13 protein-coding genes are annotated in these 16,210 nt (G+C 70.9%); all 13 read right to left on the bottom strand.

Annotated features, from left to right (window positions below):
- Nucleotides 1-2: 2 nt before the first annotated feature.
- Entirely contained in the window at nucleotides 3-521 is a 519-nt protein-coding gene (locus tag OG214_RS12385; RefSeq protein WP_405984750.1) for an HIT family protein, read from the bottom strand.
- A 77-nt stretch (nucleotides 522-598) separates the two neighbouring features.
- Nucleotides 599-1,438: a phosphate ABC transporter ATP-binding protein gene (locus OG214_RS12390; protein ID WP_363083125.1), complete on the bottom strand. Its 840-nt coding sequence runs from the start codon at nucleotides 1,436-1,438 to the stop codon at nucleotides 599-601.
- A 21-nt stretch (nucleotides 1,439-1,459) separates the two neighbouring features.
- Nucleotides 1,460-2,398: a sortase gene (locus tag OG214_RS12395; RefSeq protein ID WP_405984751.1), complete on the bottom strand. Its 939-nt coding sequence runs from the start codon at nucleotides 2,396-2,398 to the stop codon at nucleotides 1,460-1,462.
- A 180-nt stretch (nucleotides 2,399-2,578) separates the two neighbouring features.
- The gene (locus OG214_RS12400; RefSeq protein ID WP_405984752.1) at nucleotides 2,579-4,030 is read right to left on the bottom strand and encodes an Ig-like domain-containing protein; all 1,452 of its coding nucleotides are present in this window, start codon (nucleotides 4,028-4,030) and stop codon (nucleotides 2,579-2,581) included.
- A 148-nt stretch (nucleotides 4,031-4,178) separates the two neighbouring features.
- The gene (locus OG214_RS12405) at nucleotides 4,179-5,168 is read right to left on the bottom strand and encodes a substrate-binding domain-containing protein (protein ID WP_405984753.1); all 990 of its coding nucleotides are present in this window, start codon (nucleotides 5,166-5,168) and stop codon (nucleotides 4,179-4,181) included.
- A 207-nt stretch (nucleotides 5,169-5,375) separates the two neighbouring features.
- Entirely contained in the window at nucleotides 5,376-6,380 is a 1,005-nt protein-coding gene (locus OG214_RS12410; RefSeq protein WP_363083121.1) for a substrate-binding domain-containing protein, read from the bottom strand.
- A 256-nt stretch (nucleotides 6,381-6,636) separates the two neighbouring features.
- Complete coding sequence (locus OG214_RS12415; protein ID WP_405984754.1) at nucleotides 6,637-9,132, bottom strand: hypothetical protein; 2,496 nt, start codon at nucleotides 9,130-9,132, stop codon at nucleotides 6,637-6,639.
- Nucleotides 9,129-10,955, bottom strand: a complete 1,827-nt coding sequence (locus OG214_RS12420) for a phosphate ABC transporter substrate-binding protein PstS (RefSeq protein WP_405984755.1) — start codon at nucleotides 10,953-10,955, stop codon at nucleotides 9,129-9,131. The genes OG214_RS12415 and OG214_RS12420 overlap by 4 nt, the downstream gene beginning before the upstream one ends.
- Nucleotides 10,956-11,041: 86 nt before the next feature.
- Nucleotides 11,042-12,307, bottom strand: coding sequence for a phosphate ABC transporter permease PstA (pstA, locus tag OG214_RS12425; protein ID WP_405984756.1), 1,266 nt, complete (start codon nucleotides 12,305-12,307; stop codon nucleotides 11,042-11,044).
- A 177-nt stretch (nucleotides 12,308-12,484) separates the two neighbouring features.
- Complete coding sequence (gene pstC / locus OG214_RS12430; protein WP_405984757.1) at nucleotides 12,485-13,519, bottom strand: phosphate ABC transporter permease subunit PstC; 1,035 nt, start codon at nucleotides 13,517-13,519, stop codon at nucleotides 12,485-12,487.
- Nucleotides 13,520-13,702: 183 nt separating this feature from the next.
- Nucleotides 13,703-14,050: a hypothetical protein gene (locus OG214_RS12435; RefSeq protein WP_363083116.1), complete on the bottom strand. Its 348-nt coding sequence runs from the start codon at nucleotides 14,048-14,050 to the stop codon at nucleotides 13,703-13,705.
- Nucleotides 14,051-14,413: 363 nt separating this feature from the next.
- Entirely contained in the window at nucleotides 14,414-15,205 is a 792-nt protein-coding gene (locus OG214_RS12440; protein ID WP_405987486.1) for a phosphate ABC transporter ATP-binding protein, read from the bottom strand.
- An 87-nt stretch (nucleotides 15,206-15,292) separates the two neighbouring features.
- Nucleotides 15,293-16,210: a sortase gene (locus OG214_RS12445; protein WP_405984758.1), complete on the bottom strand. Its 918-nt coding sequence runs from the start codon at nucleotides 16,208-16,210 to the stop codon at nucleotides 15,293-15,295.

Here is a 16,210-nt window from a genome sequence, read left to right on the forward strand (position 1 = left end):
CCTCAGGCCGGGCCGGCCGCCCGGAGCCGGTCGGCGACCGCTCCGTGCAGACGGCCCGCCAGCTCGGCGCTCTCCCTCGGCGGTACGGTCAGTACCCCGTGCTCCGTCATCAGCGCGTGATACTGCTGCCGCCTGTACGGCACCCCCGGCGGCAGGCCCGCGATGTGCCAGTGCAGATGGGCGTTGCCCTCCTGGCTGCCGAGCGACAGCAGATACGTACGCTCGGGCTCCAGCACATCCTCCACCCCCAGCGCCACCGCCCGGACGAACAGCATCAGCCGCGTGTACGCGGCCTCGTCCAGCTCCCGTACGGCGTGCTCGACATGGCGTTTCGGCGCGACCAGCACCTTCCCCGGCAGGGTGGGCCAGCGGTCGAGGAAGGCCACGTGCTCGTCGTCCTCGTACACCCTCTCGTGCCGGTACTCCGGCTCACCCGCCAGAAACGCGCAGACGAAGCACGGCCCGCCCCGCGCCCGCCGCTCGTACTGCTCAAGATCCATGGCCTGCCGTTCCGTCGACACACGCCCTCCCCACGGTCCGGAGGGTAGTGGACGGGGCGCCCCCGGGAAGGCGGAGGCCGTTGGAGGACCAGGGGCCGTTATCCGAAGCGGCCGTTGACGTAGTCGGCCGTCCTCGGGTCCTGGGGGGTGTTGAACATCGCGTCCGTGTCACCGTGTTCGACGATGACTCCAGGGGTGCCCTGTTCCGCGAGGAAGAAGGCGCAGGAGTCGGAGACGCGGGCGGCCTGCTGCATGTTGTGGGTGACGATGACGATCGTCACCTCCGACTTGAGTTCGGCGATGGTCTCCTCGATACGGCGGGTCGAGGTGGGGTCGAGGGCCGAGCAGGGCTCGTCCATCAGCAGGACCCTGGGACGTACGGCCAGGGAGCGAGCGATGCACAGGCGTTGCTGCTGGCCGCCGGAGAGGGCGCCGCCCGGCTGGCGGAGGCGGTCCTTGACCTCGCGCCAGAGGCCCGCCTTGGTGAGGCACTCCTCCACGAGGTCGTCCTTGCCGTCGCGGTGGGCCTTGATGCCGTTGAGCTTGAGACCGGCCACCACGTTGTCGTACAGGGACATGGCGGGGAACGGGTTGGGCTTCTGGAAGACCATGCCGATCTGGCGCCGGGCGTGGGTGATCCGGCGGCCCCGGTCGTAGATGTCCCCGCCGTCGAGCAGCACGCGTCCGGCGAGACCGGCGGACGGGATCAGCTCGTGCATACGGTTGAGGATGCGCAGGAAGGTCGACTTGCCGCAGCCCGACGGGCCGATCAGCGCCGTGACCTCGTGCGCGGGCATGGTGAGCGAGACGCGGTCGAGCACCTTGTGGTCGCCGAACCACGCGGAGACGCTCTCGGCCTCCAGCGAGGCGGCGGTGTCACCGCCCACCGCGGGCAGGCCCAGGGTGTCGGCGAGGTCATGCGAGGTGGTGGCGGTCATGATGGATCAACTCCCGGTGGTTCAGAGCAGGTTGGGCAGAAGGCGGGTGATGGCGCCGGCGCAGGCCAGGCCCAGGGCGGCCAGTACGGGCACGGCGCAGATCCAGGCCTGCCAGTGGCCCCAGACACGCTGTGCCCAGGCCGCGAGCAGCGCGGCGAGGAAGAGTGCCTGGGTCCAGAGGAAGACCGCGAGCCAGGCTCCGCTGTCGCCCTTGAGCGCCTCCTCCGCCGTACCGATCCAGCCGGAGCGCCGGTCGCGCGGCGGGCTGGGCTGTACGGGGCTGGTCAGTTCGGCGTCCACCCGCAGCACTCCCGAGGGCGTGTACGCGGGACCGGTGGCAGTGATCAGGGTGAGCCTGCCCTTGGTGGGGTCGGCGGCCACGGGCAGGGCGTCACCGGCCCGCCTGCTGCCGGTGACGCGGTACTCCGCCTTGCCCTGACCGGTCATCACGGTGAAGGTGGCGTTCACCGGGAGCCGGTCGAGGCCGGCGAAGGGACTGCCGTACCCCCACAGCCTGCCCATGATCACGGCGGTGCCCGCCTGTCCCGGCAGCGGGGTGTCACGGCGGTGTCCGGGACCGGACATCAGCACACCCGAGGTGGTGCCCTCGCCGACGACCTCGTGGACACCGAGTTCCGGGATGTCCAGCAGCGCCACGGGCGCGCCGAGCGCGAGGGGCTTGCCCTCGACATCGCGCCCGCCCACCGGGGCGGTGCCCTCGGCGAGCTGCTTGCGCAGTTCGTCGTACGAGACCTGCTGGTCACGCTCGTGCTTGAGATGCCCGACGACGGTGAGATTGGCGGCGAAGCCGAGCAGCACGGCGGCGAGCACGCACAGCGCGGCCCCGGCCAGCGCCAGCCCGGGACGGGCGGCGGGCGGGGCGCCTCCGCCGCGCCCGGCGGGCCGTCGGGCCCCGGCCTGCGGCGCGGGGGCGGAGGGCGGCGATATCAGAACGGCCACGGTGGCTGCGCTCCTCGCTCTCGGGGTGGAGGGGTGGTGGTGGGGTGGGAAGTGAAGGGGTGGAGGGGGACGAGCGGATGCGGCCGGCGGTACGGGTACGGGTACGAGCGCGGGCCCGGGGGCAGGCGTACGGTCTGCCCCCGGAAGCCCTCGCTCTCCCGTTCCGCCGTCCGTTCCGCGTCAGTCGACCGGTGTGCCGGCCGGTGCGGCGAACGTGAGCATGCCCTTGCGGCGCGCGCTGACCACGAAGGCCGCGCCCACGAAGAGCAGTGCCAGCGAGCCCAGGCCGATCGCCGCGACACCGGTGCCGGTCGAGGCGAGCGAACCGCCCCCGCCGCTGCCTCCGGCGGTTCCGCCGGCGCCGCTGTCCGAGCCGCCCGTACCGCCGGTGTCCGACCCGCCGGTGTCGCCACCGGTCGCGCCGTCCGTCGTACCGCCGTCCGCGCCGGTGCTGTCACTGGGCTCGGGGCTGGGGTCCGGGTCGACCACCTCGCCGGTGGTGAAGGCGAACGCGACGCTGTGGCCGTCCGCCTTGTCCTCCGCGAGCGTCAGCGTGTGGTCGCCGTCGGCGATCTCGTCCGGGACGGTGAAGTCGTAGCCCTGCACGATGCCTTCGGCGTCCGCCGTGGCGTCGGCGAAGGCCGTCTCGCTGTCGGAGAGGGAGACCTTCACCACAGCGCTCGGGGAGTAGCCGCGGGCGGTAATAGCGACCTTCTGACCGGCCTCCAGATTCGGGTTCTCACCCAGCGGGTTGCCGTCCGCGTCGACGACTTCGAGGTCGGCGGGCTCCTCGGGGCTCTCGGAGCCGCTGGGCGACGGGGAGCCGGACGGGCCCGTGGCCGGCTTGACGGTGTAGTCGGCGATGGACCCCACCGAAGGGGTGTAGGCGTCCGGGTCGGCGGGGGTGAACTGCGCCCCGATGCTCATCACGCCCAGGGGCAGGGCCGTGGTGGTGAACACGGCGGTGCCGTTGTCGGCCGCCTCGCTGCCCAGTTCGACCGGCTCGGCGTTGAGCTGCTGCGCGGTCAGGGTGAAGTCACCGGCCACGGCGGGGGTCACCTTCGCCGTGATGGTCACCGTGTCGCCCAGCTTGGACTCGATCTCCGGCACCGCCGTCAGCTCGACGCTGGTGGCCTCCGCCTGGGGCAGTGCCCAGGTGTCGCCGGTGACCTCGATGTTCGTGGAGAAGAACGCGAACGCGTTCGTGTCGTCCCAGTTGGGGCACTCCAACTGCAGTGTGTAGGTGCCGTCATGGGGCTCGGCGCCGAACCAGCCGTCGAGGATGTCGGCGAGGGAGGTGCCCCACGCCGGCAGGTCGGTGTCCACGGGCGCGGTGTCATAGCCGCCCGCGCTCACCTGGCCGAGACTCGGACGCAATCCGGTCGTCGGGTGGACCACCCTGAGCTGCAGGGCATCGCCCTGGCCCGCCGGGCACGGCGCGTCCGTGGTCACATGCGGGACCAGGGGGTTGTCGGTGATGCTTCCGGAGGTCTGGCTGAGGGTCAGATCACCCAGCCGGTCCGCCGCCCTCGCGGTGGCCGCGGCGCCGAGCACGGCGGCGGCAGCGCCCAGGATCAGGGCGCAGCACATCAGCAGCGCCGGAAATGTTCTCGCTCGCGCGAGGCGTGTCATGGTCGTTACTCCTAGTAGGTGTAGGTCAGGCACGAGGTGCGGTGTCGGGCGCCGCCGCCGGTCGGATCCGGATACGCCGCCGGGCCGGGCACCTGGAGGGGTGTCCGGCCTGCGTGGGAGAGAAGGGATATTGATCAGCGCACCCCCGTCACAATGTGCTGCCGCAGGCGGAGCCGAGTGTGGCGAAGCCGTACACCTGGATCAGGTTCGCCTGGGCGCAGACCGTGGAAGTGGGGCCGACGAAGGCGCTGATGAGGTCGGGGTCCGGGGTGGGGCCACCGGTCAGCTCGGCGGTCCGGACGACGTTGTAGACGTCACGGGTGAAGGGGAAGAGGGTGTTCAGCCTGCCGCTGACGCGCGGCGCGACGCCCTCCAGTCGGCTGAGGACCGTCACACCGTGACGGTCCGCCACCACACTGCCCGTCTGGGCGATGTACCGCGCGACCGAGTACGGGGCGATGTCACCGACCGTGTCCAGGGCGGTGCCGTCGTGCTCCTGGACGGTGCCGTCGACACAGGAGCCGATCTGCGGCTCGGTGACACCGATCTCGCGCAGGAAGAAGCTCCGCGTGCCGGAACCCGGCTGCGGCAGCAGCGGGGTCAGGACGACACCGTTGTACGTGGTCAGCGCGCAGGTGTAGATGTCATGGAGCTGCTCGGTCGTGAAGCCCGTGCCGTCGTTGAGGGCACTGTTCGAACGGACCGCGACGGTCACCGCGTCCTTGGCGAACGGAATGAACGTGAGCCGGGTGCTCCGGGTCTCCACGGTGTCCTCCGGGCCCACGGAGGAGCGGGCGAAGTCGACGCAGTGCGTACCGGCGGCGATGTCGTCGCGCAACGCGGCGATACCGGCGTGCGATCCGTTGGGCCGGGGGATCTGGCAGCCGACGGGGCGGGTCTTGACGGGCGAGGGGCCCGTCGCGTCGTACGAACCGATCAGGAGGCTGTGCGGAACACCGTCGGGGTCGGCGACGACGGAGCCCAGAGCGCTGAGCACGTCCTGCGTGGTGCCGGAGCCCACGCCGACAAGCCGGCGGTACTGGGGCGGGTCGGCGACGGCCGCGGGGGCGAGGAAGCTCATGGCGAGAGCGGCGGTGACGGCGACGGCCGCCGACCGGATGACGGACCTGATGTTCACTCTGTGCCTCTCCTCCGTGATCGCGGTACCTGGAGCCGTCGGCCGGCCGCGGGTGCGGAGGCCGGGGGCCGGGCACCCGTGGAGGGTGCCCGGCCGTGGTGCGGTGGTGCGTGTGGTGCGTGTGGTGCGGTGAGTACTGGTGGTGCGGTGGTGAGTACTGGGAGAAGGACCGGGGCGGAGACCGTGGTCAGTGCCCGCCCCGGGTCATCAGCGCTCGGCCTTGACGCTGGTGTTGCCGCAGTTGCCGACCGTGCCGAAGCCGTAGTTCTCGATGACGGCCGTCTGGGCGCAGATCTGGGCGGTGGCGGCAGGGCTGGTGGTGGTCTCGAAGGCCCGGATCAGGTCGGCGTCCGGGGTGGCGCCGCCGGTCAGCTTGGCGGTCGGGACGACGTTGTAGACGTCACGGTTGTACGGGAAGGCGGTGTTGAGCTTGCCGGCGATGCGGGGCTGGACGGTGTCCACCTTGGCCAGGACCGTGGCGCCGTGACGGTCCGTCACCACACCACCGGTCTGGGCGATGTACTGGGCGATGGAGTACGGGGCGACGTGGCCGACGTCCGTCAGGGCGGTGCCGTCGTGCTCCTGGACGGTGCCGTTGACGCAGGAGCCGAGCTGGGCCTCGGTGACGCCGATCTTCTCCAGGAAGAAGGTGCGGGTACCGGAGCCCGACTGCGGCAGCAGCGGCTTCAGCGTCACGCTGTTGTGCGTGGTCTTGGTGCAGGTGTAGATGGCGCGCAGCTCGGCGGTGGTGAAGCCGACGTTGTCGTTGAGGGCGCTGTTCGAACGGACCGCGACGGTCACCGCGTCCTTGGCGAACGGGATCCAGGTCAGCCGGGTCGTGCTGAAGTCGGCCGGGCCCCGGGAGGAGCGGGCGAAGTCGACACAGTCGATCGCGGTGTTGGTGAGGTCGTTGCGCAGCGCGTCGATGCCGGCCGAGGAGCCGTTGGGCCGCGTGATCGTGCCGCCGGTACGGCAGGTGACCCCACCGGTGCCCGTCGCGTTGTACGACTGGATGAGCTGGTTGTCCGGGGTGCCGTTCGGGTCGAGGATGACGTTGCCCAGACCGTTGACGACGTCCTGCGTGGTGTCGGAGCCCACGCCGACGATCTGGCGGGTCTCGGAGTCGGCGGACGCGGGGGTCGCGAACAGGCTGAGGCCCATGGCGACGGCGCCGGCGGCGGCGGCCATGCGAATACGGGACTTGACGTTCACTTCTGTTCTCCTCCGTGAAAAACGGATTGCGAGGAATGGACGGTCAAGAGGAATCCGGATTTTCGTTGCTGCCGACCCGTCGGCCGACACCGTGAACAGTTCCTTATTCTCCCGCCGGAGATCCACCAACTCCATTGAAGGAAAAGGTTACGAGGGCATTTCCTAGGTGACTCCTAGGGAATTCACCGGTGGTTGCACGGAATTCCCGGAGGGCGGAACGCCGCTCCGGGAATTCCAGGGCCACGGTCCCGTCAGCTCATCCGGAGCCGCCCGTCGCCGCCCGTCGTACGGAGAGCCGCAGGAGTACGGGACCGGCCAGCGCGGCGACACCGCCCGCGACCAGGACCCCGAGCAGCACCCAGCGGACGATGCCCAGGACCTCGCCGGGGGTCAGTCCGCCGGACGAGGCCGCGACACTCTTGGCGGGGCCCGGACCGCCGCCCGCCGCCGCGGCGCCCGGAGTGGCGGAGGCGCTGGGCGCGTCCGTACCGGAGCCGCCGGCCGCCGCTTCCTCGTCCGCGGTACCGCCGGCCGCCGCCGTACCGTCACCGGCGCCGCCCGCGGACCCGCCGCCCGCGCCATCGCCGCCACCGGCGCCGCCGGAACCGTTCGGAGCGCTCTCGTCATCGCCGGGGGCGGCCGGCTTGCCGCGTTCGAGCTGGTCGGCCGCGGCCGACGCCTGGTCGCGCAGGGCCTCGGGCAGCGGCGCGTATCCGGGCGGCAGCTCGCCGGGGGCGAGGCCCGGCGTCTGCCCGGCGCCCGCCGCGTACCGGATCAGCCGTGCGTAGTCCTGGCGCACCTTCGCGGGCTGGTCCAGCGGAGCGACGGCGTAGGCGACCGCCGCCAGCGGATAGGCACCGCCCTTCGCGGTGGCCGGGGTGGGTGCCTTCACACCCTTGACGGCCGAGTCGGGCATACGGTCGACGGCCTTGAGCAGGGCGTCGGCGGTCGGCTTGACGTACTGGCCGTCGGCGTTCGCAAGCGCGGCGACGTCCAGCTCGTAGCGGGACGCGGACGCGGCGTCGACGATGCCGTACGTCCTGCGGTCGCCCGGGATGGCGTCCGAGGTCACCAGCTTGACGCCGCCTGGGGAGTTGGGGTCCTGGGCGGGGACGAAGGTCGCCCCGCTGGCCCCTCGCCGGATCCGCAGCGCTCCGTTGTGCAGGTCGTTGGAGTAGGGCGACTTCTCCTGCTGTCCGTACGAGATCTTCCCCGTCTGATCACCGCCGAGTGCCAGCGACACCTCGGTCTCGGTCGGGTCCGCCTTCGGGAAATCGAAAGGTGCGTCCTTGTCGAGACCCAGTCCCCGGTAGGAGGGATTCACCTTCATACCCCAGGGGTCAGGCTTCCCCTGGAGGAATTCCCGGGCGTCGGTGTCCGACTGGAGATAGCGCCAGACAAGGGAATTGACATCCGAATTACCGGCCTGAAGCAATATTCCGTCGGGTCCGAGCTGAGGCGCCGTGGGACGCTCGAAGTACGGGTTCAGCTCTCTGAATTCCGGATCGACGATGATGGAGAGCGCATTTCCTTCGAGATGCTTCGGAACCGGACTCTGGAAGGTGATCTGCCGGACGTCGTACGGGTACGAACCGGTCAGCAGCTTGGCCAGCAGCCGTGGACTGAGCTTGAGATCGTGCACCTGCCCGGCGTCCCCGTCCTCCCAGAAGAAGCCGACCGTCAGAGCGCTGACCGCCACGGGGGCGTGCACGACCTCCGTCCCGCCCTCGACCGGCGCCACGGTGATACCCAGTCCGGGCGAACTGGGCGTGGGATTCGAGATGAGCCCGCGCGTGTACTCCTCGCCCGCCTGGCTGAAGGTGAACCGCGCGTCGGCGCCCGAGCACAACCGCGTCTGCCACGACGTGATGGCGTCGGTCAGCAGCTCGGATCCGATGACGCGGCGCTCGGCCTTGTCGGCGTCACAGGTGTTGCCCACCGGACCGAAGTCCATCGGGAAGACCATCCGCTGGTCCCAGTTGGACTGGCTCAGGCCGGACGTCTTCAGCCCGGTACCGATGTCGGAGGAGCCGTCGGGATCGTGTGTGCCACGGGGGACGACGACCAGCCAGCACCGCCGGGGCGTCGTCCGCCCGGCGGCCGGGTCGACCTCGCCGCATCCCAGATGAGGCGCTTCGAGCGCCGTCTTCACCTCGAAGATCGCTTCGCCGGTGCCGTCCTGCCTCGTGCGCAGCCAGGGCTGGGTGTTGGTGTCGTTGTTGGTGAAGTACGTCCAGTCGGTGCCCGAATCGGTCTGTTCCCCCACCACCGGCCGGAACGGGACGAACGGGTTGCCGCCGCCGGGGGCCTCGGTGTACTCCGTCTCCCCCGGGTCCAGGCCCCTGGGCAGCGCCCGCAGGCCCATGAAGCGCTCGCCCGCGTTGTTCGCGCCGAACTCGCACTGCTCACGTTCGGGGCCCGCCGGGTCGTCCCCCCAGCACTGCATGATCTGAAGGAAGTTCATGTACTTCGCGGCCGACGTCTCCTGGCCCGTCCAGCTCACCTCGACGCCCTGCGCGCGTAGATTCCTGGTCTGATGGACCGTCACCTGGAGACCGGAGAAGTCGTCGTACGGGCCCTTCTTGCCGGTCTTCGTCACCGCGGAGTCCTCGGCGGTGACGTCCGCCGGCGGCGCCTCCGCCGCCTGGACCGGTCCTGACGGCAGCGGTACGAGGGCCAGCAGCAGGGCGCCGGCCAGCGCGCCGAGACCGGCCTTGACCCGCCGGGACACCGTCGTCTCGCGCACGCTCATCCCGATCCCTCCCTGCGGCGGGCGCGGGCGGACAGGGCGCGTGCGGTCAGCGGCGGGCCGACGACGACGCCGACCAGCAGCAGCGCGGAGAGCCCCATCAGCGCGCCGCGCAGCGCCGACGACTCGCCCGAGGCGAGGGTGACCGGGTTCGCGACGACCGAGGAGTCGCCGCCGGAGGCGCCGTCCTCGGTGATCAGCTCACCGGTGTCGGGGTCGATCGTGCCGCCGGACGCGCCGGCCGCCGCGGCGGACGGGTCCTGGGAGCCGGAGGCGCCGCCCGTGGCGCCCGCTCCGCCGGTGCCGGCCGAGGTGCCGCCCGTACCGCCGGTCGCTCCCGTACCGCCGCTGCCGCCCGTGCCGCCGCCAGGACCGCCGCTGCCCGAGCCGCCGTTCGAGCCCTGCGCCGACGGCTTCACCGGGGTCTGCGTGTCCTTGGCGCCCGCGGTGCCGGTCGAGCACTGGGTCGTGCCCTTCTTGTCACAGGCCTTCGGCCGCGGGGCGTTGTTGGCGAGCGTGTTGGTCCCGTTGGAGGAGAAGGTGGGATTCCGGCAGGATTCGATGTTGATCTTGTCCTTGGGCGCGCCCGGGATCCGCCTGACCTGCTCGAAGCCCGCCAGGACCAGGTTCTTCGGCAGCGGCGAGTAGCCCAGTTCCTCGGCCATCTGCTGGCCGTCGCAGAGGAAGTAGTTGGCGAAGGTGCCCAGCGAGAGGCCCTTGGCCTCGGTCATCGGGTTCTGGTCACCGGCCAGCGAGGTGGGAATGATCATGTAGCTGTAGCTGGAGAGCGGATAGGACCTGCTGTCCTTCGACCCGTAGACGCCGTCGAGGATCTGGGTCAGATAGTCGGTCGAGTTCTTGTCCGGGTTGATCTTGGCGTCGAGCAGGGCCACGGCGACGCTGGACGCGGTCGGCTCCACGTAGTAGTTGGAGTCGTTGAGCACCTTGGCGACCGGGAAGCCGGTCGAGATGGCGTACGAGTACTCGACATAGGTGATCGCGCCCTCGGCCTGGTTCTGCTTCACATAGCTGGAGACCCCGAGCGAACCGGACTTGGCGATGGTCGAGGTGCCGGGCACGACCGGGAAGTACGAGGTCAGACCGCACGGCGAGGCGCGTCCGGCGCGTCCGCAGTAGTCGTTCCACGTCGGGCCGTGCTCCTTGGCCAGCCAGGCGGTGAGCTGCGCCGTCGTACCGGAGCCGTCGGAGCGTACGACCGGCACGATCCGGCGGGCGGGGAGAGTGAGTCCCGGATTGTCGGCCCGGATCTCGGGCGCGTTCCACATGGTGATCTTCGAGGTGAAGATCTTGGCGAGGACATCGCCGGACAGCCGCAGATTGGTGACCCGCTTGCCGCCGATCTTCAGGTTGTACATGAAGGCGGTGCCGCCGGCCACGATCGGCATATAGGCGAAACCGCGCGTGGGCGGGGTGTCGGTGACGCCGCCCTCCTTGAGCCCGTACGGGATCTCGGAGACACCGAAGTCGACCGAGCCGTTTCTGAACTGCTCACGCCCGTTGGACGATCCGGTCGCGGCGAAGTTGACGGTCATACCGAAGTTGGAGGCGACATTGCGGCGCCACTGGTCCAGCGCGTTGGCACTCCAGGTGGAGCCCGCGCCGTTGATCTTCGGATAGGACGCCGCCCAGGCGGGCGGCGGCCCGACGGCCAGCAGCGCACAGAGCAGCGCGGCCAGCCCCAGGGCGTGTCCGCGAAGTATCGCCGTCCGCCCGAAGGGCGGGGTCCGCGGCGTCCGGTGCGTGCGATCGCAAGGCGGAGGATCGGCGTCGTCGATGGACTGGACGTACTCGGACGACTCCGACAACGCGGCGAGCGTGCGTGCCGGGCGTCGCGGGCCAGGCGAGACTTTGCGGACACGCCCTAGGGCAAGACGGGAGACGGTCGCGGGTCTCACGGGGAACTCCTGAAGGGTGTGGCGGAGGGTACGGCCGGCTTGTGGCCGTCCGTACCGGTGCGGGTACGGGTGGCGAAGCGCTCGGCGTCACGGCGTGAGGCGAGCACCCGCCGATGGGTCTGACGGCGCGTCAACTGGCCCGGCGCGCGCCCGCCGATGATCCGGGCGATGATGAACAGCAGCAGCACCAGGGCCATCAGCGTCGCCGCGGTGCCGAAACCGCGGGCGATCATGTTCGGTTCGGGCGACTTGACGAACTCGAAGGTGGCGAGCGGCAGGGACACCTGCGACCCGTCGAACGGATCGGCGTTCATCTCGGCGCTGAAGCCCGCCGTGAGCAGCACCGGAGAGGTCTCGCCGACACCGCGCGCGGTGCCGAGGATCACCGAGGTGGTCAGACCGGAGCGGGCGGTGGGCAGCACCACATGCCAGGCGGTGCGCCAGCGGGAGGTGCCCAGCGCGTACGACGCCTCGCGCAGCGTGCCCGGCACCAGCCTGATCACCACGTCGGAGGCGCGGATGATGATGGGCAGCATCATCACCGCCAGGGCGAGGGAGGCGGCCAGGCCCGACCTGCCGGTGCCCAGGGTGAGGATCACGGTCGCGTAGATGAACAGACCCGCGACGATGGACGGCAGCGCGGTCATGGCCTCGACGACGGTGCGGACGAACCGCGCGAACCGTCCCGGCACCTCGTTGAGGAAGACCGCGCAGAGCAGCCCGGCCGGCACGGTGAGCACCAGCGCGATACCGATCTGCTCCAGCGTGCCGACGACGGCGTGCAGGATGCCGCCCACGCTCAGCGGTTCGAGCGGGCCCGAGAGCTTCATGTCCTCGGTGAAGAAGTTGAGATGGGGCAGCGCCCTGCGGCCCTCCCACAGCGTGAAGACGATCACGAAGACCAGGGCGGTGAGCAGGACCAGGCCCATGCTGCGGACGAAGACCCCGGCGAGCCGGTCCCGTACGGTCGCCGCGTCCTCGTCGAAGGAGACCAGCAGCGCGTACAGGGCGAGGAAGACCGCGTATCCGACGCAGACGAAGCCGACCACCCCGTTGAACGGCAGCAGCCATACGAAGAGCAGCGCGGTCAGGCCGAGGGCCGCGGCGCCCGCGCCCAGCAGCGCGTAGACGTCCGTGGCCCGGCCCAGCCCCAGGGAACGCCGCCGCTCCCCGCCCGGCTCGGCGGGCCGCGGCCGGCTCGCGGGCAGCACGGTGCGCCGTTCCGCCGTGACGGCCGGCGGCGTCTCGGGTGCGAGGGTCATAGCGGGTGAATCCCCTTAGAGACGGCTTGCGGTGGGCCGGTGACGGCGGCCCGTGCGGCGGTTGGGTACAGAGCGCGTGAGCCCGTCCCCGCGGTGGCGGACACGGCACGGACGCCCGTCCGGCGGTCGCGGACGGACCGGTGGCCGGACAGGTCCGGCGGACAGCCGCTCATGGCGCTACGCGTCGCTCGCCGCGCCGGAGCGGCTGCGGGCGACGATCGACGAGGCGGCGAAGTTGACGATCAGGGTCATCACGAAGAGCGCGAGGCCCGCCGCCATCAGCGCGGACATGGCGAAGGGGCTGGCCTCTCCGTACCGCAGCGCGATCAGCGAGGAGACCGAACTGGTCCCGCTCTGGATGATGTGCCACTGGATCACAAAGACCGGCGAGATGATCAGATAGACGGCGATGGTCTCGCCCAGGGCCCGGCCGAGGCCGAGCATGGTGCCGCCGATCATGCCGCCCTTGCCGAAGGGCAGGACGACGCTGCGGATCATCCCCCAGCGGGTGGCGCCGAGCGCGTAGGCGCCCTCGCGCTCACCGGCCGGGGCCTGGGTGAACACCTCACGCATCACCGAGCAGATGACGGGCGCGACCATGAAGCCCACCACGATGCCCGCGATCAGCGTCGAGGATGTGTAGACGGTCGCGGTGGAGAGCGGGTCGTCCGGGTCGGTGCCGACCACGCCGAGCGGCGGGAACCAGCCCAGATAGGTGGCGATCCAGCGGGCGGTGGGCAGGACGGCGCCCTCGAAGAAGAAGAGCCCCCAGAGTCCGTAGACCACGCTGGGCACCGCCGCCATCAGATCGACGACGCTGATCAGCGTGGAGCGGATCCCGGGCCGCGCGTACTCGGAGATGTAGAGCGCCGCGCAGACCGCGAGCGGCACCGCCACCACGATCGCCACCAGGGCGATCAGCACGGTACCGACCATCACGGCCGCGATACCGAAATTGCCCGCGTCCGGTTCCCAGGCCTCGGTGGTCAGGAAGGACCAGCGGGCGCGGTCGAGCGCCGGCCACGCCCGGTACAGCAGAAAGCCGCCGACCAGCAGCATGACGGCGAGGACCAGGCCGCCGCCGCCTCGGGCCACCCCTCGGAAGATCCGGTCGGGCAGCCCGGGGTCGGCGTACAGCACGCGTGAACTGTCGACGGCCGGCGTCTCGCCGGAATCACCGCCGAACGGCCCGCCGGTCACCCCGGCGGCCACAGTTCGCTCCCTTGTTCGTCTCAGCACAACCAAGACGCTCACGGGGCGCGGTTGACACGTGGGCACCTTCACGTGAACGAGGGGCGCCCTAGAGGCAACTTCGGGTTACGAACGTGTGCAAGTGGCGTGCGGAGAACCATGCGCGGCGCCAGACTCCTGTGCGCATGAGGATCGAAATCCGTTTCAACGGCCGCTCCACGGGAACTCGCCGCTGTCGCCCAACTCCCGTAACAGGTCACGGAAGCGGGCGTACGCCGCCCGGCAGGTCGAGTACCGCTCGTACGAACGGGCGGACACGATCGTGCGCTGTCCGCCCTGGTCCCTGACGATCCACATCCAGCCGTTGTTCTCCTGCGTGTGCTGGACACCTCCGGTGAGGACCGCGTGTTGTCGGCAGACCTCCTCGAAAGAGGCGCGGCACCGCTCGTACGTGGCGAAAGCGATTGCCGAAACGGCCACCACCCGCCCGTTCTGTGCGACGACGCGCCATCCGTAGCGGCCGTCGGCGTCGATGTCGGTCTGACAGCGCACGCCGGCGGCGCTCCGTAATCTCCCGGTCTCATCGGGCGATCCCATGTCCCCACCCCTGCCACTCGTCCCAGTCGGGCCGCGGTTACGGCCCTTGGAGCAGCAGGTGCAACCTAGTGAGACGTTCGTGACACGTGGGATTCAACCGACTACCTGACGAGATGATTCGCCAGGAAGTTGCCCCTTGGTTACGGCGAGGTCACCAACAGACACCGAGAACAAACGTGGGAAACCGCGTTCCTTCGCAACGAACTACGCGCGTCGCACCAGGCAGGGCACCTGGTGCGACGCGCGTTCGAACGCACCCCGACGGGCGTCCGGTTCAAGGGGCCCCGAGGGCCTGTACGGACCTAGCCGAAGCCGGGCCTAGCCGAAGCGGCCGTTGACGTAGTCGGCGGTGCGGGGGTCGGCCGGGCTGTGGAACATCGCGGTGGTGTCGCCGTGCTCGACGATGCCGCCGGGCGTGCCCTGTTCGGCGAGGAAGAAGGCGCACCGGTCGGAGACCCGGGCCGCCTGCTGCATGTTGTGGGTGACGATGACGACGGTGACCTCGCCGGCCAGTTCCTTGATCGTCTCCTCCACCCGCCGGGTGGAGGTGGGGTCGAGCGCCGAGCAGGGCTCGTCCATCAGCAGCACCCGCGGTCTGACCGCCAGTGAGCGGGCGATGCAGAGCCGCTGCTGCTGGCCGCCGGAGAGCGCGCCGCCCGGCTGGCGCAGCCGGTCACGCACCTCGTTCCACAGCCCCGCCTTCGTCAGGCAGTACTCGACCAGCTCGTCCCTGGCGTCCCGGCCGAGCCGGACACCGGTGAGCTTCAGACCGGCGGTGACGTTCTCGTACACGGACATCGCCGGGAAGGGGTTCGGCTTCTGGAAGACCATGCCGATCCGCTTCCTGGCGTCGGTCAGCCGCCGCTCCGGCGCGTAGATGTCCTGCCCGCCGAGCAGCACCTCACCGGCGAGCGAGGCCGACGGGATCAGCTCGTGCATCCGGTTGAGGATCCGGAGGAAGGTGGACTTGCCGCAGCCGGAGGGACCGATCAGCGCCATGACCTCTCCGGCCGGCATGGTCAGCGACACCCGGTCCAGCACCTTGTGGTCACCGAACCAGGCCGAGACGCGGCGCGCCTCCAGCTCGGCGGCGGTGCCCGGGGCGGGGATCCCCGCCGACGGAAGGGGGATGGTGTCGGAGGTGGAGGCGGTCACGTCATGTCCTTCGAGGTCGCGGGGGTTGCGGGGGTCGGGTGGTCAGAGGAGGTTGGGCAGCAGCAGCGCGGCCTGGTCCGCGACGACGAAGCCGAGCGCGCCGAGTACGGGGACGCCGACGACCCAGGCCTCGCGGCGGCCCGAGCGGGCCCGTATCCAGGTCAGGGCCGCGGCGGCGAGCAGCAGGGCCTGGCCCCAGAGCACCAGCGGCATCCAGGCGGACGCCTGGACGGCCATCGGCTTCTCGTCGGCGGGCAGGGAACCGGTCGTGTACAGCGGCGCGGCGCCGGGCTGGACGGCGGAGACGAGATCCGCGTCCACCCGCAGCAGTCCGCCGGGCAGGAAGGCGTGCCCGTCGCCGGTGATCAGCGTGAGCCTGCCCTTGCCCGCTTCGAGGACGGGCGGCTGGGGGTCGCCTTCCCTGCGCACGCCCAGCACCCGGTAGGTGTGCTTGCCCTGGCCGGTGCTGACGGTGAAGGTCTCACCGGCCCTGAGCTGTTCGAGATGCGCGAACGGGCCCCCGTAGGCGGCCTGACGGCCCATCACGACGCTGACGCCCGGCTGGCCGGGCAGCACGGTGTCCCTGCGGTGGCCGGGCCCGCCGGCGAGCACCTGTGCGGTCGTGCCCTCCCCGATGACCGTCCGCAGTCCGAGCTGCGGGATGTCCAGCAGCGCGACCGAGGTGCCGAGGGCCAGCGGCTCGCCGTTCTGGGCGCGCGGCCCGACCGGCGCCGTGGCGTTGGCCAGCTCCCCGCGCAGGGCGGAGTTCGCCACCTGCTGGTCCCTGCCGTGGCGCAGATCGCCGAGCGGCCCCAGATTCGCGACGAACGCGAGGAGCAGTACGGCGAGGATGCTCAGCGCGGCGCCGGTGGCGCGCAGCGCCGGGCCGGCCGGGCGCTGGTCGCGCGCCCGGCCGGCCGGTGGGGCGCTCGGCGGGCGCTCCAGGGTGTCCTGTGTCAC

The sequence above is a fragment of the Streptomyces sp. NBC_00872 genome, assembly GCF_045161915.1.
Classification (GTDB): Bacteria; Actinomycetota; Actinomycetes; order Streptomycetales; family Streptomycetaceae; genus Streptomyces.

Excerpts from the sequence above, each read along its gene's own strand:
- OG214_RS12390 (WP_363083125.1), bottom strand. The coding sequence starts at position 1,438 with ATGACCGCCACCACCTCGCATGACCTCGCCGACACCCTGGGCCTGCCC.
- OG214_RS12400 (WP_405984752.1), bottom strand. The coding sequence starts at position 4,030 with ATGACACGCCTCGCGCGAGCGAGAACATTTCCGGCGCTGCTGATGTGC.
- OG214_RS12415 (WP_405984754.1), bottom strand. The coding sequence starts at position 9,132 with ATGAGCGTGCGCGAGACGACGGTGTCCCGGCGGGTCAAGGCCGGTCTC.
- pstA (WP_405984756.1), bottom strand. The coding sequence starts at position 12,307 with ATGACCCTCGCACCCGAGACGCCGCCGGCCGTCACGGCGGAACGGCGC.